This is a genomic window from Streptomyces sp. NPDC048671, assembly GCF_055587045.1.
On the sequence record NZ_JBVJHB010000018.1, the window covers coordinates 159369 to 178160 of the forward strand.

At 70.4% G+C, this 18792-nt stretch carries 13 protein-coding genes and 1 pseudogene; 9 read left to right on the forward strand and 5 right to left on the reverse strand.

The window, feature by feature from the left end; genetic code table 11:
• Positions 1-246: 246 nt before the first annotated feature.
• Complete coding sequence (gene acs, locus ACZ6S6_RS31915; RefSeq protein ID WP_362965870.1) at positions 247-2244, reverse strand: acetate--CoA ligase; 1998 nt, start codon at positions 2242-2244, stop codon at positions 247-249.
• A gap of 194 nt (positions 2245-2438) precedes the next feature.
• Entirely contained in the window at positions 2439-5333 is a 2895-nt protein-coding gene (locus ACZ6S6_RS31920; RefSeq protein WP_469708295.1) for a SulP family inorganic anion transporter, read from the reverse strand.
• Positions 5334-5618: 285 nt separating this feature from the next.
• Here ACZ6S6_RS31920 and ACZ6S6_RS31925 point away from each other — a divergent pair, with 285 nt between their 5' ends.
• Positions 5619-6935, forward strand: a complete 1317-nt coding sequence (locus tag ACZ6S6_RS31925; protein ID WP_469708296.1) for a polysaccharide deacetylase family protein — start codon at positions 5619-5621, stop codon at positions 6933-6935.
• A 189-nt stretch (positions 6936-7124) separates the two neighbouring features.
• On the opposite strand, the gene ACZ6S6_RS31930 is transcribed toward ACZ6S6_RS31925, so the two are convergent.
• Entirely contained in the window at positions 7125-8120 is a 996-nt protein-coding gene (locus ACZ6S6_RS31930) for an ATP-binding protein (protein ID WP_362965864.1), read from the reverse strand.
• 102 nt (positions 8121-8222) lie between these two features.
• Here ACZ6S6_RS31930 and ACZ6S6_RS31935 point away from each other — a divergent pair, with 102 nt between their 5' ends.
• A complete protein-coding gene (locus ACZ6S6_RS31935; protein WP_469708298.1) occupies positions 8223-9047 on the forward strand; it encodes a Fic family protein in 825 nt (274 codons plus the stop codon).
• A gap of 526 nt (positions 9048-9573) precedes the next feature.
• Here ACZ6S6_RS31935 and ACZ6S6_RS31940 read toward each other — a convergent pair.
• Positions 9574-10413, reverse strand: a complete 840-nt coding sequence (locus tag ACZ6S6_RS31940) for an HAD family hydrolase (RefSeq protein ID WP_362965860.1) — start codon at positions 10411-10413, stop codon at positions 9574-9576.
• A 528-nt stretch (positions 10414-10941) separates the two neighbouring features.
• Between ACZ6S6_RS31940 and ssd the strand changes: the two genes are divergently transcribed.
• The 7 genes and pseudogenes from ssd to ACZ6S6_RS31975 form a co-directional block, all read left to right on the forward strand.
• Positions 10942-12027, forward strand: a complete 1086-nt coding sequence (ssd, locus tag ACZ6S6_RS31945; RefSeq protein WP_362965884.1) for a septum site-determining protein Ssd — start codon at positions 10942-10944, stop codon at positions 12025-12027.
• On the forward strand, positions 12024-13172 hold the full coding sequence (locus ACZ6S6_RS31950) for a TadA family conjugal transfer-associated ATPase (RefSeq protein WP_362965858.1): 1149 nt from the start codon (positions 12024-12026) through the stop codon (positions 13170-13172). The genes ssd and ACZ6S6_RS31950 overlap by 4 nt, the downstream gene beginning before the upstream one ends.
• A 23-nt stretch (positions 13173-13195) precedes the next feature.
• Positions 13196-14053: a type II secretion system F family protein gene (locus ACZ6S6_RS31955; RefSeq protein ID WP_469708301.1), complete on the forward strand. Its 858-nt coding sequence runs from the start codon at positions 13196-13198 to the stop codon at positions 14051-14053.
• Positions 14050-14895, forward strand: coding sequence for a type II secretion system F family protein (locus tag ACZ6S6_RS31960; protein ID WP_469708303.1), 846 nt, complete (start codon positions 14050-14052; stop codon positions 14893-14895). The genes ACZ6S6_RS31955 and ACZ6S6_RS31960 overlap by 4 nt, the downstream gene beginning before the upstream one ends.
• Before the next feature lie 67 nt (positions 14896-14962).
• The gene (locus ACZ6S6_RS31965; protein WP_469708305.1) at positions 14963-15163 is read left to right on the forward strand and encodes a DUF4244 domain-containing protein; all 201 of its coding nucleotides are present in this window, start codon (positions 14963-14965) and stop codon (positions 15161-15163) included.
• Between the two features lie 112 nt (positions 15164-15275).
• A complete protein-coding gene (locus ACZ6S6_RS31970) occupies positions 15276-15605 on the forward strand; it encodes a TadE family type IV pilus minor pilin (protein ID WP_469708324.1) in 330 nt (109 codons plus the stop codon).
• A pseudogene (locus tag ACZ6S6_RS31975) lies at positions 15605-15931 on the forward strand (Rv3654c family TadE-like protein); the annotation flags it as partial. The gene ACZ6S6_RS31970 and the pseudogene ACZ6S6_RS31975, both read left to right, overlap by 1 nt.
• A gap of 79 nt (positions 15932-16010) precedes the next feature.
• Here ACZ6S6_RS31975 and ACZ6S6_RS31980 read toward each other — a convergent pair.
• Positions 16011-18686, reverse strand: coding sequence for a DEAD/DEAH box helicase (locus tag ACZ6S6_RS31980; protein WP_469708307.1), 2676 nt, complete (start codon positions 18684-18686; stop codon positions 16011-16013).
• Positions 18687-18792 lie beyond the last annotated feature (106 nt).

Genomic DNA, 18792 nt, shown 5'->3' on the forward strand with positions numbered 1-18792 from the left:
GCATGGCTGATGCACTTGCCGACCAGACTTCCCGGCACACCCTTTGAGATTTCTTATCGTGTTATTGACCAGCTGCCACTGTACCCGGGGTGTGCGGGGCCGCGAGCGGTGATCTTCACCCTAAATGCCCGAGGGGCATCCGGCGCGCTGCCGGATGCCCTTCGGGGAGCTCAGCTCAGCTCTGCTGTCGCTCTCAGCTGTGGCTCTCTACTGTCGCTTCTACTGTCGTTTCCTTGGAGGAAGGCCTCAGTCCTCGGAGGCGGACGACGGAAGCTGGGTCTGGATGAGATCCATGACCGAGGAGTCGGTCAGCGTCGTGACGTCCCCCAGCTCCCTGTTCTCCGCGACGTCCCGCAGCAGACGCCGCATGATCTTGCCGGATCGGGTCTTCGGCAGCTCGGCCACGGGCAGGACCCGCTTCGGCTTGGCGATGGGGCCGAGCACGGTGCCGACGTGGTTGCGCAGCTCCGCGACGAGGTCGTCGGAGGCGGTCGCCGTACCGCGCAGGATCACGAACGCGACGATGGCCTGACCGGTCGTCTCGTCGGCGGCACCGACCACGGCCGCCTCGGCGACCGACGGGTGCGACACGAGCGCCGATTCGACCTCGGTGGTCGAGATGTTGTGCCCGGACACCAGCATCACGTCGTCGACCCGGCCGAGCAGCCAGATGTCGCCGTCCTCGTCCTTCTTGGCACCGTCGCCCGCGAAGTACTTGCCCTCGAAGCGCGACCAGTAGGTGTCGAGGAACCGCTGGTCGTCGCCCCAGATGGTGCGGAGCATCGACGGCCACGGCTCGGTGAGGACGAGATAGCCGCCCCCGCCGTCCGGGACCTCACGGGCCTCGTCGTCGACGACCGTGGCGGAGATGCCCGGCAGTGCGCGCTGGGCGCTGCCCGGCTTGGTCGCCGTGACACCGGGAAGCGGCGAGATCATCATCGCGCCGGTCTCGGTCTGCCACCAGGTGTCCACGATCGGGCACGTGTCGGCGCCGATGTGCTTGCGGTACCACATCCATGCTTCGGGGTTGATCGGCTCACCGACCGACCCGAGCACGCGCAGCGACGACAGGTCGAACTTGGCGGGGATGTCGTCACCCCACTTCATGAACGTACGGATCGCCGTCGGCGCGGTGTAGAGGATCGTGACGCCGTACTTCTGGACGATCTCCCAGAAGCGCCCCTGGTGCGGGGTGTCGGGCGTGCCCTCGTACATGACCTGCGTCGCGCCGTTGGCCAGCGGGCCGTAGACGATGTACGAGTGTCCGGTCACCCAGCCGATGTCGGCGGTGCACCAGTAGACGTCGCTCGCGGGCTTGAGGTCGAAGACCGCGTGGTGCGTGTACGCCGCCTGCGTGAGGTAGCCGCCGGAGGTGTGCAGGATGCCCTTCGGCTTCCCCGTCGTGCCCGAGGTGTAGAGGATGAAGAGCGGCTGCTCCGCCTCGAACGCCTCAGGGGTGTGCTCGGTGGACTGGCGGCCGGTGATCTCGTGCCACCAGACGTCGCGGCCCTCGGTCCACGCGGTGTCCTGTCCCGTACGCCGGACGACGAGGACGTGCTCGACGCTCTCGATACGGGCGACGGCGTCGTCGACCGCGGGCTTGAGCGCGGAGGGCTTGCCGCGGCGGTATCCGCCGTCGGAGGTGATGACGACCTTCGCGTCCGCGTCCTGGATGCGGGTGGCGATGGCATCGGCGGAGAAGCCGCCGAAGACCACTGAGTGCGCCGCACCGATCCGGGCGCACGCCAGCATGGCGATGGCGGCCTCGGGGATCATCGGCAGATAGACGGCGACCCGGTCGCCCTTGCCGACACCGAGCTCGGTGAGGGCGTTGGCGGCGCGGGAGACCTCGTCCTTCAGTTCCGCGTAGGTGATGGCACGGCTGTCGCCGGGCTCACCCTCGAAGTGGATGGCGACCCGGTCGCCGTTGCCCGCCTCGACGTGGCGGTCCACGCAGTTGTACGCGACATTGAGCTTGCCGTCCGCGAACCACTTCGCGAAGGGCGGATTGCTCCAGTCGAGCGTCTCGGTCGGCTCCGTGGCCCAAGTCAGGCGGCGGGCCTGCTCGGCCCAGAAGCCCAGCCGGTCCGCATCGGCCTGTTCGTACGCCTCGGCTGTGACGTTGGCGTTCGCGGCCAGATCGGCAGGCGGTGCGAACCGCCGCTCCTCTTTGAGCAGGTTGGCCAGGCTTTCGTTGCTCACGACATCTCCCATTCCCAGGGTGTCCGTTGTGTCCCGGGGCATAGCTCATCAGGCCAAAGGCCGGGTGACAAGTGTCTGCCGGGAATTGGTTTAGACCTGTGTTTCGTGTATGGAGGCACGGTCCCGTCCCCGCGGCGGGGTGGAGCAGAGTGCCGAGGCGCCCTGCGCTGGTGCAGGGTGTACGGCGCTGCGGAGGCGGGACCCACACGGTCTCACGGACCCGAGGCGTACCCGGTTCAGGCGCCGGTACGCGCCAACTCGGCCGGTTCATAGGGATCGTACGGGGCGGAGGGGCCGACCCGGTCGAAGACCTCGTCGAGCCCGTGGCCGGCGCCGATGCCTTCGGTCAGCAGATACGACTGGGCCTCAGCCACGTGGAAGTACATGCCGTGCAGCTGGAGTGTGCCTTCCGCGAGGCGTCGCGCCACCGATCCATGGGCCCGCAGATGGTCCAGCTGCTGGACCACATTGGTGAGGCAGAGCTGTTCCACCTCATCGGCGGGCAGCCGGCCGGAGATCCGGGCCCAGGCGTGGCGTCTGGAGGCCATCCGCTTCAGGCTCGGCACACCGTGCCGCAGCCAGCGCCACAGAGGTGTGTCCGGGGTGTCGGGTCCGGCGCCGAGCAGTGCGTTCATGGCGCCGCAGCCGGAGTGCCCACAGATGGTGATGGACTCCACCCCCAGCACGTCCACCGCGTACTCGATCGCCGCGCCCACCGAGTCGTCACCTCTCTCGGAATGCGGCGGCGGCACCAGGTTCCCGATGTTCCGGACGGTGAACAGGTCGCCCGGGCCGCTTGCCGTGATCATGCTCGTCACCAGGCGGGAATCCGCACAGGTGATGAACAGCTGCGAGGGGCGCTGCCCCTCCCTGGCCAGCCTCGCCAGCTCCGCACGCACCAGGGGCGCCGTATTGCGCTGGAACGAGCTGAGGCCGCTGACCAGCCGCTGCCCCCCGGTCCGGCGTGGTGGGGCGGCGTGGTGGTCAGGTGCGTAATTGGGCGCGTAATCGGGCGCGTAATCGGGCGCGTAGTCGGGTGCGTAATCGGTTGAACGGCCGGGGGATTGCTGGGCGTCTGCGGGGGTGAGCCCATCGGGGGTGGTGCGGGGGGTGTTGGTGACGCCCGCCGGGGGCGGGGGTGTGTGCGTGGGTGTGGGTGTGGGTGGGACGGAAGTGGGCGAGGGGGTGGGCGAAGGGGTGGGCGCGGGGTGGAGGGGGGCTGGGGCGGGGCTGTCCGGCGTGCCCGGTGCGTCGGTCGCGTCCGCCGCGTCCGCCGCTTTCGTCGTGGGGGCGGTGGTCACGGCGGTGGTCACGGCAGCGGTGGCGACCTTGGCGATGGCGCCTGAGGCGCGGCGGTCGCGGCTGAAGCCGGTGAGGGGTACGTGCTCGGGCCGGTCGTGGCAGTGATGGTTGCGCCACGGTGTCCAGGGGCGGCAGCAGGCGTGTGCTGCCGACGCGGGCTCGGCGATCCGGCCACCGGACCTGCCGGCGAAGGCGACCCGGCCGCCGTGGGCGATATGAGCATTGCTCCAGTCCTGGAACATTTCGTACGCCGCGTGATCGATGAAGAAGCCGTCCAGCTCGACGACCACGTCCGCGTCCTGGGGCAGCCGGCTCAGCGTCCGGTTGAGCCGGGGCACGGCCAGGAACGTCAACTGTCCCCGTACGACGACCAGATGCTGACCGCTCTGTTCGCTCATGGTGATCCTGGTACGCGCCAGCCGGTGCAGGGCGACGGCCACTGCCACCGCGATCCCGATCGCCACGCCCTTGAGGACGCCGAAGAGCAGTACCCCGGTGATCGTCGCTCCGTACACCAGGAATTCCCGATGCCTGTGGACGTTACGGATGTGGGCGAAGCTCACCATCTGGATGCCGACCACCATCACGAGCGCGCCCAGGGCGGCCAGTGGGATCCACTCCAGCACGGTGACCAGCAGACCGGTGGCGAGCAGCACCCAGACGCCATGCAGCACGGTGGAGGCACGGCCGGTCGCTCCGGCCCGTACGTTCGCCGAACTGCGCACCGCACCGCCGGAGACCGCCAGCCCGCCCAGCAGCCCCGACACCGTGTTGGCGATGCCTTGCGCGCGTAGTTCCCGGTCGAGGTCGGAGCGTCTGACAGGGGGCGGGGCCGGGCCGGAACCGGGCTCGGGGAGCTCGGCCGGGTGTGCGGACGTACCCTCGCCCGCCTGATCACCGTCCTGCGCGACGGCCGTTCCGGCCGACCGCTCGCTGCTCCGGTCGGCGGCCAGCCTGTCCACGGCGACGGCGGCGAGCAGGGATTCCAGGCTTGCCACCAGCATCATCGTGAACACGGCTGTGGCCAGGCCTAGTACGGGTCCCTGCGGTATTTCGGGCAGGGCGTGCGAACGCCAGGACGGCAGATCGACCCGCGCGATCGACGGTGCCGCGAAGGCCGCTACGGCAGTGGCGACGGCTACGGACACCAGGGCCGCCGGAATCCGCCGCATCATGCGGCCGGGCCGCCCCGGAATCCGGGGCCACAGCACCAGAATCGCGATGGTCAGACCGCCGATCAGCGGTGCGGCCGGGCCCGCCTGTGTCAACCGGGCGGGCAGCGTAAGGGCGTTGGAGACGGCCGAGCTCTCCGGTGAGCCGCCCAGCACGATGTGCAGCTGAGCGAGCGCGATGGCCACTCCGATGCCGGCGAGCGTGCCGTGCACGATGGCGGGGCTGACGGCGAGCGCGCTGCGAGCGGCCCGCAGTGAACCCAGCAGGAGTTGCAGCAGGCCCGCTCCGATGGTGATCGCGCAGGTGGTGCGCCAGCCGTAGACCTGGATCAACTCGGCGGTCACCACGGTCAGCCCGGCGGACGGCCCGGAGACCTGGAGCGGGGTGCCGCCGAGCAGGCCGGCCACGATGCCGCCGACTGCGGCGGAGATGAGACCGGCTTCCAGCGGGGCATCCATGGCGACGGCCAGGCCGAGCGACATGGGGATGGCGAGAAGGAAGACAGTGATCGATGCGGACAGATCGGCGCCCGCGATGCGGAATCGCCCGCCGCGATGCGGCGGTGGCGGGCTGTGAGGTCGCTTGACCCCCGTTGACCGGGGAGGTCGCGAACTGCGGGATGAGTGGTCATGACGAATGGGGACGCAGGCAGACATGTTTCCCGTCTCCTCCGGGGCAGCGCTGTCGCGGAAACGTGGGACGCGGCCGTGGATCACGGCGTACAGCGGCGGGATATCTCAACTCTCGGTAAACAGATCGTAATGGAGAGTAAAGATTCGTGTCCATGATTGAGGGCAAATGGGCTATCTAACCACCCATTCCAGTGAATAGGCAGCTTTTCATTCGGCCTGTCGCACGGATTTGTGTGCAGTGCGTGCGACCTTGACCGCGCCGTGTCGGCACTTCAGCGCAATCAAACCTGCAAGGAAGAGGGTGGGCGGATGATGACCGCCACGAAGAGGATCGCCTTGGGCGTCATGACCGTTGCGCTGGTCGCGGGAGTGGCCGGCTGCTCCGGGTCGACTCCCGGCTCGGGCGAATCCGGGTCCGGTGCGGCGAGTGATGCGGCGAGCGGAGCCGCGAACGGTGCGGCCGGGGCGAAGAAGAAGGCCGTCGGCGAAGCGCCCAAGAGTGCGTTCCGGCTCATCGGCGACGGTTCCACGGCCTTCACCGGTGCCCAGCCGAAGCAGCCCGCGGTGCAGCGGCTGGCCCCCGGTCAGAAGCCCCCGCAGTTCGTGGTGTTCTCGTGGGACGGTGCGGGGGAGGACAGCCAGAAGCTCTTCTCGCACTTCCGCGAGGTGGGCAAGAAGTACGACGCGAACATGTCGTACTTCCTCAGCGGTGTGTACCTGCTGCCGGAAGCGAAGAAGAAGCTCTACGACCCGCCCAAGCACAACGCCGGCAGTTCCGACATCGGCTTCAACGACACCAAGGGGATCCGGGACACCCTCGCTCAGGTCCGCGGTGCCTGGCTGGACGGAAACGAGATCGGCACCCACTTCAACGGCCACTTCTGCGGCAAGGACGGTGGCGTCGGCACCTGGTCCGTTGCCGAGTGGAAGAGCGAGATCAACCAGGCGAAGTCCTTCGTGAAGGGCTGGAAGTCGAACGATCCCGAGCTCAAGGGCATGAAGCCGCTGCCCTTCGACTACGACAAGGAGCTCATCGGCGGCCGCACCCCCTGCCTGGAGGGGCAGAAGAACATGGTGGAGGCCGCACGCTCGATGGGCTTCCGCTACGACTCCAGTGGCGTAAACGACCAGGTGTGGCCGGAGAAGAAGGGCGGCATCTGGGACCTCTCGATGCAGCTCGTTCCGGTACCGGGACGCGAATTCGAGACCCTCTCGATGGACTACAACTTCATGTTCAACCAGTCCGGTACGACGCAGGGCGACCCGGACCAGCACGAGTACTGGGGCAACCAGATGCGGGACGGCCTGCTCCAGGCCTTCGACCGCTCGTACGACGGAAACCGCGCCCCGCTGATCATCGGCAACCACTTCGAGTCCTGGAACGGCGGCACGTACATGCGCGCCATCGAGGAGACGATCGAGACCGTCTGCACCAAGCAGGGTGTGCGCTGCGTGTCCTTCAAGCAGCTGGCGGACTGGCTGGACGGCCAGGACCCGGCGACGCTCGCGAAGCTCGGCACGCTGAAGGTCGGAGAGGCACCCAAGAAGAGCTGGGCGTCCTTCCTCAGCGGAGCGGCGAGCCCCGGCAAGGGCAAGGAGTCGAGCCCCGGCAAGGGCAAGGAGTAGGGCAGGAGCGGGAGCAGGAGCAGAAGCAGAAGCCGGAGTAGAAGCCCGAGCAGAGGTCGGAGCAGGGCAAGGCTGTTGCGAAGGTGACCGTCCGGGTCGGCCGGGAAGCCCGCCGACCCGGACGGTCACAGGTGAGGATGCGCCTGGCTGATGGCGCCCGTACCCGAACTCGGGCAAGGCGCCGGCCGGTCAGGCCGGCTGGGCCGCCCCGGTCCGGGCTGAGTGCTCGTCGAGCACGAAGGCCGGGTCCACCTGAGCCGCCAGGTCGGCCCCTGTCTTCTCATTGCCCCAGCTCTCGGCGTTCTTCAGATGGAAATGCACCATCTGCCGCGTGTAGCGCTCCCAGTCGCGCTGCCCGTACGAGTCCTCCGCGGCGTTCTGCAGGGCCTGCAGAGCCATCCGGTTGTCCGCTTCCAGCAGCTCGAAGCGGGAGGGGCGGCCCTTCTCCATGGCCCGCACCCAGTCGGAATGGCCGACGGTGACCAGCAGGTCGTCGCCGACCTCGGCGCGCAGGAACTCCAGGTCGTCCTCGCCCTGCACCTTGTTGCCCACGACCTTCAACGCGACTCCGAAGTCACGCGCGTACTCCTTGTACTGGCGGTAGACCGACACTCCCTTGCGGGTCGGCTCCGCGACCAGGAACGTCATGTCGAAGCGGGTGAACATCCCCGAGGCGAAGGAGTCCGAGCCGGCGGTCATGTCGACCACGACGTACTCCTCGGGGCCGTCGACGAGATGGTTGAGGCAGAGCTCGACCGCGCCGACCTTGGAGTGGTAGCAGGCCACCCCCAGGTCCGACTCGGTGAACGGTCCGGTGGCCATCAGCCGGATGTCCCCGTCGTCGAGCCCGACCGTGCGGGCGCATGCGTCGTAGATCGGGTTGTCCTCGCGCACACGGAGCAGTCGCGAGCCCTCGCCGGGCGGCGTTGTCTTGATCATCGTTTCGACCGAAGCGATGCGGGGATTGCTGCCGCGCAGATACTCCTTGATCAGAGGCAGCTGCGCTCCCATGGCGGGCAGCGCTGCGGCCTCCTCCTCGTCGAGGCCGAGCGCGGCCCCGAGATGCTGGTTGATGTCGGCGTCCACCGCGACGACGTGGGCCTCATTGGCGGCAAGGTGGCGGATGAAGAGCGAGGACAGCGTGGTCTTGCCGCTGCCGCCCTTCCCTACGAAAGCGATCTTCATGTTCACCTAGGGTAGTGGCACGATCGCTATCCGTCGTCGGGCTTCGTGAAGATGACCACTCCGGGGCGGCAGGCGGGCGGGGTGCGCGTAGCCTCGCTACTTATGAGTACGACTTCCTCGGACCCGCTCGCCACCCTGGGTACCCTGCCGGGCGTGACGGATGCGGTGGACTCCGTGCGCAAGGCGGTCGACCGCGTCTACGGTCACCGTGTCATGCGGCGCCGCAGCAACGAGGTCACCTCGGAGGCGGCCCTGCGCGGCGCTCGCGGGTCGGCCGCGCTCTCCGGTGCCGACTGGAACCTGGAAGAGGTGCGCCGGCGCACCGACTTCACTGGGGACAGTGAGGCGCGTGTGGTCGGAGCCGCTCTGCGGTTGACCGCCGAGGCAGGCCAACTGCTCTCCATCTGGCGGCAGTCCCCGGTGCGTGTGCTGGCGAGGCTGCATCTGGTGGCGGCCGGTGGCGCGGCGCCCGAGGACGCCGTCGGCCGGCCCCGGCTGGCGGGTGAGCCGGTGGACGAGCCGCTGATCGAAGCGCCGCTGCCCGGCGCCGATGAGGTGGCGGGGCGGCTGGAAGGGCTCAGCGGGCTCATTCTTTCGGGGAGTGAGGCGCCCGCCCTGGTGACGGCCGCGGTCGTGCACGGCGAGTTGCTGGCCCTGCGTCCCTTCGGTTCGCACAACGGTCTGGTCGCGCGGACCGCCGAGCGGATCGTGCTGATCGGGAGCGGACTCGACCCGAAGTCGATCTGCCCGGCAGAGGTCGGCCATGCCGAGCAGGGGCGGGCGGCTTACACAGCGGCTTTCGAGGGATACCTGTCGGGAACGCCGGAGGGCATGGCGGCCTGGATCGCGCACTGCGGGCGCGCGGCGGAACTCGGCGCCAGGGAATCGACGGCGGTCTGCGAGGCGCTCCAGCGCGGCGCCGCGTAACGAGCGAATGCCGGGAGGTTCTCGGTGGTTCCGGCGCCGGGCGGGTAGTACCTGGTGAAAAGGGTTGCGGCGGTACCGACCTCGGTACCGCCGCTGGCATGTCCACCCAGTTACCAAGCGTCCTCGATATATGCCCATCAGGTCGGGTACTTTGCCCGTCCCTGGTGCGGCTGGCCCGTAATCGACGGGTCGACGTCGCGTGGGTGCCCGGCTTTCATGCGCGGTCCGTGGGGCCTTCTCTGCGTTACAGGTCATCCTCACGGATGTCCTTGGTCTCGCGGGCCGTTGACTCCTTTGTACTCCAGGGGCCGGGTGAGCGGTAGTGCTGGCGGCACTTCTTTACTTTTGGGTTCAATTACGGACGAGTCGGTTCAATTGGTTTCACGCGGAATTCGGGGTGCGGTGATGGCGGTCCGTAGCTGATTTCCGGGGTGTCCGGGGTGGTCCAGGTGGTCGGCGGGCCGGTTTGGCGGGGTGGGGCGTCCGGCGGTCGGGTGGCCGCCGGCGGGGCTGAGGGACGGCTGCGTCACGCGGATGCCGCGGCGGCACGCCGGCGGGCGGTGTACCAGACGAGTCCGGCGGTGAGAGCGGCCGCGCCCACCGCTGCCGCAGCCATGAGTGCCGGTCGCGGCGGCAGCGAGAAGTCGGGCAATCGCTGCTTGAGCCGGACCGGGCGGTCGAAGACGAGAATCGGCCACTCCCGGAGAGTCGCCTCGCGGCGCAGGGCGCGGTCCGGGTTGACCGCGTGCGGATGGCCGACGGACTCCAGCATCGGCACATCGGTCGCGGAGTCGCTGTAGGCGTAGCAGCGCGCGAGGTCGTAGCCCTCGGACACGGCGAGGGCCTTGATGGCCTCCGCCTTCGTCGGCCCGTACGCGTAGTACTCCACCTCGCCGGTGAAGCAGCCGTCGTCACCGACGACCATGCGCGTGGCGACGACACGGTCGGCCCCGAGCAGCTCACCGATCGGTTCGACGACTTCGGCGCCGGAGGTCGAGACGATGACCACATCGCGTCCCGCGGTGTGATGTTCCTCGATGAGCGTCGCCGCTTCGTCGTAGATGATCGGGTCGATCAGATCGTGAAGGGTCTCGGCGACAATTTCCTTCACCTGCTGGACGTTCCAGCCTTTGCAGAGCGCGGAGAGATACTCGCGCATCCGCTCCATCTGGTCGTGATCCGCGCCCCCGGCAAGGAACACGAACTGTGCGTACGCAGTGCGCAGTACGGCACGGCGGTTGATCAGCCCGCCTTGATAGAAGGACTTGCTGAAGGTCAGTGTCGAAGACTTCGCAATGACCGTCTTGTCCAGGTCAAAGAAGGCTGCTGTGCGCGGCAAGAAGCAGTTTTCCACAAGGCAGAGCATAGGGGCCCACCATTCGGCGTAAACTCCGGCGTGTGGGTTTGCCTGAGAAGGCGCTCGGGTACACCATGGAAGTCACGGATCGTTCGCGACCGTGCTAACCCGGTCCGGCTCCTCCCCCCCCGAGTCGGCCGTGGGGACGACCCCCGCTCTCCCCCCCGGCGGGGGTCGTCGCATGTCCGGATGCGTTCCTGTCGCTCGGAATCAAGCATCTCTCCTCCTTCTCGGCCGTGATGGCCCACGTCTGCGCTGAACTCACATCAGCATGCCTCGTCACGGTGCGTGATGGAAAGGCTGCTCTCCGGAAGTCGCCGGTTTGAGCTACGGGGATATTCACAACAGCGGAGTTGTCCACAGTTTTCGAGCAAGATCCACACGATTCCCTGAAGCCCTGCACCGTGATTCCACCCGTGAAGTCCGCGGGTTCCGGAATCACCGTTCTCGGAACGCTCCGAGATCGCCGCGAACCGCGGTGAAGGTGAGTGAAGAAGGGGGGCTGAGATCGTGGCTGAATCCAGCGCACGGGATCGTTTGCAGGCTGTCGGGTCCAGGCGGGGCGGGCCGTTGATCGTCACCGAGGATGTGGATCTGCTCGACGATCTGCTGAGGCTGTGTGCGGCCGCCGGCGCGGAGCCCGAGGTCCATCACACGCTGCCGGACCGGCGAGGGGGCTGGGAGCGGGCACCCATGGTTCTCGTCGGGGACGACGCGGCACCGCGGTGCCGTGGCGCGGCTCGCAGGCGGGGCGTGATGCTCGTGGGGCGTGACCAGGACGCGCCCGACGTCTGGCGCCGGGCCGTGGAGATCGGGGCCGAATACGTGCTGCGGCTGCCCGATTCGGAGAACTGGCTCGTCGATCAGATCGCCAACGCGGCGGAAGGCGTCGGCAGGCCGGCGCTCACCGTCGGAGTGATCGGCGGCCGCGGCGGCGCCGGTGCGTCCACGCTGGCCTGCGCACTCGCGGTGACCGCGGCGAGGATCGGGCGGCGGACCATGCTGATCGACGGCGACCCGCTGGGCGGTGGCATCGATGTCCTGCTCGGCGGCGAACGGGTGGAGGGCATGAGGTGGCCTGATTTCGCCCATTCCAAGGGGCGGGTCGGTGGCGGCGCCCTGGAGGAGTCGCTGCCCGCGGTCCACGGACTGCGGGTGCTCAGCTGGGGCCGTGACGACTGGGTGGTCATCCCGCCGCAGGCCATGCAGGCGGTCCTGGCCGCCGCGCGGAGGCTCGGTGGGGTGGTGGTCGTCGATCTGCCGCGCCGTGTCGACGAGGCGGTGGCCGAGGCCCTTGCCCAAATGGACCTCGGACTTGTGGTGGTGCCCGGGGAACTGCGGGCGGTCGCGGCGGCGAAACGCGTGGCGTCGATGGCGGGGATGGTGCTCGACGACCTCCGGGTCGTGGCGCGCGGGCCGTACGCCTCCGGCCTCGACGAACAATGGGTCGCGCACGCCATGGGGCTCCCGCTGGCCGGTGAACTCCCCTGGGAGCAAGGCCTGCTGGCCGAGCAGGACATGGGCGAGCCGCCCGGCGGCAGCGCTCGCGGACCGCTTGCCAGGTTCTGCTCGGCCTTCTGGGACCGGGCGCTCGCCGGTGAGGCCGCCGGAGGTGTCTCATGACCGAGGCGCTGCTCGACGCCGTTCGGCAGCGGCTGGCGCAGAGCGGAGCGGCGCCGACCCCGGCCGGAGTCGCGGCAGCGCTGCGGGCGCAGGGGCGACTGCTCGGGGACGCCGAAGTGCTGTGTGCAGCAGATGAGTTGCGCGGAGAGCTGATCGGGACCGGCGTGCTGGAGCCGCTCCTCGCGGATCCGGCGGTCACCGACGTTCTGGTGTCCGCGCCCGACCGGGTGTGGGTGGACCGAGGCCGCGGACTCGAACTCACCGGGGTGACCTTCGCCGACGCGGCGGCGGTGCGCAGGCTCGCGCAGCGGCTCGCCGCCGTGGCGGGACGGCGCCTGGACGATGCCAGGCCCTGGGTCGATGCGCGGCTTCCGGACGGGACCAGGATGCACGCCGTGCTGCCACCGGTGTCGGTCGGATCGACCTGCCTGTCGTTGCGGGTGGTCCGGCCCAAGGCCTTCTCGCTGGTCGAGCTGGTTGCGGCGGGGACCGTACCCCCAGGTGGTGACCGGGTGCTGCGGGCACTGGTGGAGGCCCGGGTCTCCTACCTCATCAGTGGAGGAACGGGGGCCGGGAAGACAACGCTCCTCGCGAGCCTGCTGGGCGCGGTGGGGGAGCGGGAGCGGATTGTGCTCGCCGAGGACTCCGCCGAGCTGCGCCCGGACCATCCGCACGTCGTACGGCTGGAGTCGCGTCCTGCCAATCAGGAGGGTGCCGGGCGGGTGACGCTCCGGGACCTGGTGCGACAGGCCCTGCGCATGCGGCCCGACAGGCTGGTGGTCGGGGAGGTGCGGGGTGCGGAAGTCACCGAGCTGCTGGCTGCGCTGAATACCGGCCATGAGGGTGGATCGGGGACGGTTCACGCAAACGCGGCCGAGCATGTCCCGGCCCGGCTGGAGGCGTTGGGGACGGCGGCGGGGCTGGACCGGACGGCCCTTCACAGCCAGCTGGCGGCGGCGCTGTCCGTGGTGGTCCATCTCGTGCGGGACCGGTCCGGGCGGCGGCGGATCGCCGAGGTCCATGTTCTGGAGCGGGATGCGGCGGGGCTGGTGGTGACCGTACCGGCGCTGCGCTGGGGTGCGGCCGGCTTCGAGCGGGAGCGGGGCTGGGAGCGGCTGCGGGCCCTGATCGGGGGTGAGCTGTGACCGGGGGTGCAGCAGAGGTGGGGATGCCGGAGGCGGTGCATGCGGCGGCGCTGTGTGCGGGAGCGGCTGCCTGGCTGGTGGTGGCCGGGCGGGGCCAAGGGCCGCGGCGAGCGAGGGCGTTGTTCGACGAAGGGGCTGCGGAGTCGCCGCTGGGGAAGCGATGGGAGAGCTGTCGGAGGCGGCTCCAGGTGTGGCTGGGAGGGCGGCGGGAGTGGCTGTGCCTGCCGGTGGCCCTGGTCCTGGGGGCTCTTGGTGAGTCTGTGCTGCCGATGGTCGCGGGGGCGGCCGCGGTGCCGCTGGTGCGGCGGTGGCTGCGGAGACGGGAGTCGCGCAAGGACCGGGAGCGCCGGGCCGACGGAGTGGTGGACCTGTGCGGTGCGGTGGTGGGTGAGCTGAGGGCCGGCCGCGAACCGGGGCAGGCGCTGCTCGTCGCGGTCCGCGGAACGGGGGCGATGGGCGCGGCGGAGGCGGGGGTGTCGGCCGCAGCGCAGTTCGGGGGCGATGTCCCGGGAGCGCTGGGACAGGCGGCATGCGAACCGGGTCTGGACGGGCTCGCCGGAGTGGCCGCCTGCTGGCGGGTGGCGGTGGACGGCGGGGCCGGACTCGCGGCCGGTCTGGACCGGCTGGAGGGCGCGTTGCGGGCCGAGCGGCGTCGGCGGGAGGAACTGCGGGCGCAACTGGCCGGTGCGTGGTCGACGGTCGTGGTGCTGGCTCTGTTGCCCGTGCTGGGTATGGGGCTTGGCGCCGCGCTCGGGGCGGAGCCGCTGAGAGTGCTGCTGCACAGTTCAGCCGGACTCGCCTGCCTGGTGGTGGGTGGCCTGCTGGAGGCGGCCGGTCTGCTCTGGGCCGGCCGGATCGTCCGGGCGGGAGAAGCCGTATGAGCGCCGCGTTCGGTGAATTTGTCCACAGGGTGGGGGTCGTCGGGGCGGCGGCGGTCGTGTGCACCCAGTCGGCGCTCGCCCTGGCCCGTCGGCGGACCGGGCGGCGGGTGCGGCGCAGGGGGGCGGCGGTTCTGGCGGTCGACGAGCCGGGTCCCGTACGTCCTGGCGGCCGTGCCGGCACAGCCGGCCGGGTTCCGCGGCGGCTCGGCCGGCTGGTGGCCGGCGCCCCGGTCAGGCTGTGGGCGGTGGCGCTGGGTGTCGTGCCAGCGGGCTGGATTCTGGTGGGTGGCCTGCTGGGGTGGGCGGTTGGGCTGGCGGCGGGGTACGGCGCCTGGCGGTGGCAGAGGGCTCGGCCGGGAAAGGCGCCGCATGTCGCGGCCCAGGAGGCGGCGAGGGCCGCGGAGGCCATACGTCAGCTTCCGCTGGCTGCTGACCTGTTGGCGGCCTGCATCTCCGTCGGGGCAGGTCCGCGAGAGGCGGCAGAGGCGGTGGGGGAGTCGCTGGGAGGGCCGGTCGGTGAGCAACTGGCGCGCACGGCGGCGGAGATCCGGCTCGGCGGGGACCCAGCCGTCGCCTGGGGGAGGTTCGGGGAGATACCGGGCGCTGCCGCGCTGGCGCGCTGTCTGGACCGGGCCGCCGCGACCGGCGCTCCGGCGGCGGAGCCGGTTTCCAGGCTGGCCGAAGCGATGCGCGCCGAGCGGTCGAGCGCGGCGGTGACGCGTGCGCAGAGGGCCGGCGTACTGATCACCGCGCCTGTCGGACTCTGTTTCCTTCCCGCGTTTCTCGCGGTGGGGGTGGCGCCCGTGGTGATCGGTCTGGCGACGGGATTGCTGAATCCCTGACGCACCAATAGAGGCCAATGAGATTAATCGGTCAATTTCGATAGAAAACTATCTCACGGGGGTTGAAATGATGCGGAAAGTAATGGATCGGGTGCGGAATCTGGTCAGCGGGGCTCGGGCGGACAGGGGCATGACGACGTCCGAATACGCGGTGGGGACGATCGCCGCCTGTGCGTTCGCTGCCGTGCTCTACAAGGTGGTCACCAGCGCACCGGTCATGGCGCAGTTGCAATCGCTGCTGAAGAGCGCCCTCGATGCGAAGTTCTGAGCGCGGGGCGTCTGAGCGCGGCGCAGCGGTGGCGCCGGGGCCCGGGGGGCGGTCCGGGGAAGGATCTGGGGAGCGATCCGGGCCGGTGGGGTGGTGGAGTGACCGGGGCGCGGTGACGGCGGAGGCCGCCATGACGATTCCGGTGCTGGTGGTGTTCACCCTCGCCCTGTTGTGGGCCCTGATGGCCGCATCGGCCCAGATCCGGTGTGTGGACGCGGCACGGGCCGGCGCACGGGCGGCGGCCCGCTCCGAGCCGGAGGCACAGGTGAGGGAGGCAGCCCTCTCGGCGGCGCCGGGCCGGGCGGGGGTCGAGGTACGACGGACCGGGGCACTGTGGCGGGTCAGGGTGACCGCACCGACTCCGGGCCCCGGTCCGCTGGCCGTCACGCTGAGAGCGGAGGCCGTGGCGTCGGCGGAGGACATGGTGGGGGCGACGCCGTGATGCGGCTGGGTCGGCGAGCGCCTGGCGAGTGGCTGAAGGGGCTCTGCGGGCGCTACGGGCGCTGTGAGCGGCGGGACCGGGGGCTGGCCACCGTGTGGGCTGCGGTGGCCACGGTGACGCTGTGCACGGTGTTCGCGGTGGTGCTGGCGCTCGGGCAGGTGGTGGTGGCTCGGCACCGGGCCGGAGGCGCGGCCGACCTGGCGGCCCTGGCCGCGGCCGACCGGGCCCTGGAGGGAGCGGCTGCGGCCTGCCGGGTCGCCCAGCAGGTTGCCGGCGCGCAGGGGGCGGAAGTGGTGCGGTGCGCCGTGCAGGGGGAGATCGCCGATGTGTCGGCCCGGGTGCGGCTCGGGCCGTACGCGCCGGAGGTCAGGTCCCGGGCGGGGCCGGCGACGACGGCTCCTGTGGCTACAGGGCCGTCGGGGAGTCCGGGGAGTCCGGGGAGTCCGGGGAGTCCGGGGAGTCCGGGGAGTCCGGGGAGTCCGGGGAGTCCGGGGAGTCCGGGTCCGGGTGGGCGTGAGGGGCGTCCGGTTCGGGCGGGGGTGCCGGTGATGGGTCCGGTGCGGACGGCGGCGCTGGTGTCGCCGAGGGTCCCGACGCCGTTGACGGGTCCGGTGCCGCCGAGCGATTTGGGGGGCTCGTTGCCGCCGGCCCCGCCTGGTCGGGAGGTGCGGATCGGAGGAGCTCGGTGAGCAGGCGTACGGCGCCTCGTTTGTGCAGCGGTTCGTTGCCGTTGCCGCACTTCGGGGACTGGATGCAGGACGGGCAGCCCGCGTCGCACTCGCAGGAAGCGATGGCCTGACGCGTGGCGGTCAGCCAGCCGCGCGCGGTGTGGAAGGCGCGTTCGGCGAACCCGGCACCGCCGGGGTGGCCGTCGTACACGAAGACGGTCGGCAACAGGGTGTCCGGGTGCAGCGGTACGGACACGCCGCCGATGTCCCAGCGGTCGCAGGTGGCGAAGAGCGGCAGCATCCCGATCGACGCGTGTTCGGCGGCGTGCAGCGCGCCGCCCAGGATCTCCGGGTTGATCCGGGCGGTGTCGAGCTGGTCCTGGGTGACCGTCCACCACACGGCGCGGGTGCGCAGGGTGCGGGGCGGAAGGTCCAGTTTGGTCTCGCCGAGCACCTCGCCGCTGATCAGTTTGCGACGGAGGAAGGAGACGACCTGGTTGGTGACCTCCACGGAGCCGTAGCAGAGGCGCCCGTCGCCCCACGGGATCTCGGTGTCGGTCTCCAGGACCGCGATGGCGGTGGTGTCGCGTGCGGTCGTCGAGTACGGCGGATTCGCCTCCTCGACCAGTGCCGCCGAGTCCTCCAGGTCCAGTTTCCGGACCAGGTAGGTGCGGCCCTGGTGGAGGTGGACGGCGCCTTCGTGGACGGCGGTGTGGGCGGCGGACTCGTCGACGGTGCCCAGCAGCCTCCCGGTGCCCTCCTCGACGATCTGGACGGGGCGGCCGCCCTCGCCCCGGATGTCGGTGAGGTCGGCGGCCCGTTCACGCCGGGTCCAGTGCCAGCCCGAGGGCCGTTTGCGGAGCAGCTTCGCGGCTTCCAGCTGCGGCAGCAGTTCGGCCGCGGCGGGCCCGAAGAGTTCCAGGTCGGATCCGGTGAGCGGCAGCTCCGCCGCGGCGGCACACAGATGGGGGGCCAGCACGTACGGGTTGTCCGGATCGAGGACGGTCGACTCCACGGGCTGCTGGAAGAGCGCCTCGGGGTGGTGGACGAGGAAGGTGTCCAGCGGGTCGTCGCGGGCCACCAGGATGGCGAGGGCGCCCTGGCCCGCTCGTCCCGCGCGGCCGGCCTGTTGCCACAGCGAAGCCCTCGTACCGGGGTAGCCCGCTATGACGACGGCGTCCAGGCCGGAGACATCGATACCGAGTTCGAGGGCGGTGGTGGCGGCGAGGCCGAGCAGCTGGCCGGAGTGCAGGGCGCGTTCCAGGGCTCGGCGTTCCTCGGGGAGATATCCCCCGCGGTAGGCGGCGACGCGGGCGGGCAGGGAGCGGTCGATCTGCGCCAGGCGTTCCTTCGCGATGACGGAGATGAGTTCGGCGCCCCGCCGGGAGCGCACGAAGGCGACCGAGCGCACGCCCTGCACGGTCAGATCGGTGAGCAGGTCCGCGGTCTCCGCCGTGGCGGTGCGGCGCACGGGGGCGCCCTTCTCGCCGTGCAGCTCGGTCAGGGGCGGCTCCCACAGGGCGAAGACCAGTTCGCCGCGCGGGGAGGCGTCGTCGGCGACCTCGACGACCGGGAGGCCGGTGAGGCGGCCCGCCGCGGCCGAGGGCTCCGCCGCGGTGGCGGAGGCCAGGAGGAAGACGGGATCGGCGCCGTAGCGGGCGCACAGGCGGCGTAGCCGGCGCACCACCTGGGCGACATGGGAGCCGAAGACGCCTCGGTAGGTGTGGCACTCGTCGATGACGACATAGCGCAGGGCGCGCAGGAAGGAGGACCAGCGGGGGTGGGACGGGAGTATCCCGCGGTGCAGCATGTCGGGGTTGGTGAGGACGTAGTTGGCGTACTGGCGTACCCATTCGCGTTCCTCGACGGGGGTGTCGCCGTCGTAGACCGCGGGACGGATCCCGTTGCCCAGCGGGGCCGCGAGTTCCTTCACCGAGCGCCTCTGGTCCGCGGCCAGGGCCTTGGTGGGGGCGAGATAGAGGGCGGTCGAGCCACGGCCGTTGGGAGCCTCTGAGCCGTCCAGGAGGGCACTGAGGACCGGGGCGAGGTAGGCCAGCGACTTGCCGGAGGCGGTTCCGGTGGCGATGACGACCGACTCGCCGTCCAGCGCGTGCTCCGCCGCAGTCGCCTGATGGGCCCAGGGATGATCGATTCCGGCCTTCTGGATGGCGGCGATCACTTCTGGACGGATGCGATCGGGCCAGATGGCATGGGTTCCCGTACGCGGGGGCAAGTGCTCCGTATGAGTGATGCGCGCGGACCGGTTCGCCCCTGCGGCGAGCCGGTCGAGGACCATGTCCGGAGAGGGGCGGGAGCCCCCGCTCTCGGGCGGTCGACTGGGGCGGTGATTCTTGGCCATCGGCACCGAGTGTGTCACTGGCGAGGCGGACAATGGTCCCAAGGCGTCGTGCATGGCAGCTTGTAAGAAGTCATCTCATTTGGCGAGCCTGCGGTAGCAGATGAGGGTGCAGGCGATGCTGGTGAAGGCCAGGAAGTGGTCGGCCTTGCGTTCGTAGCGA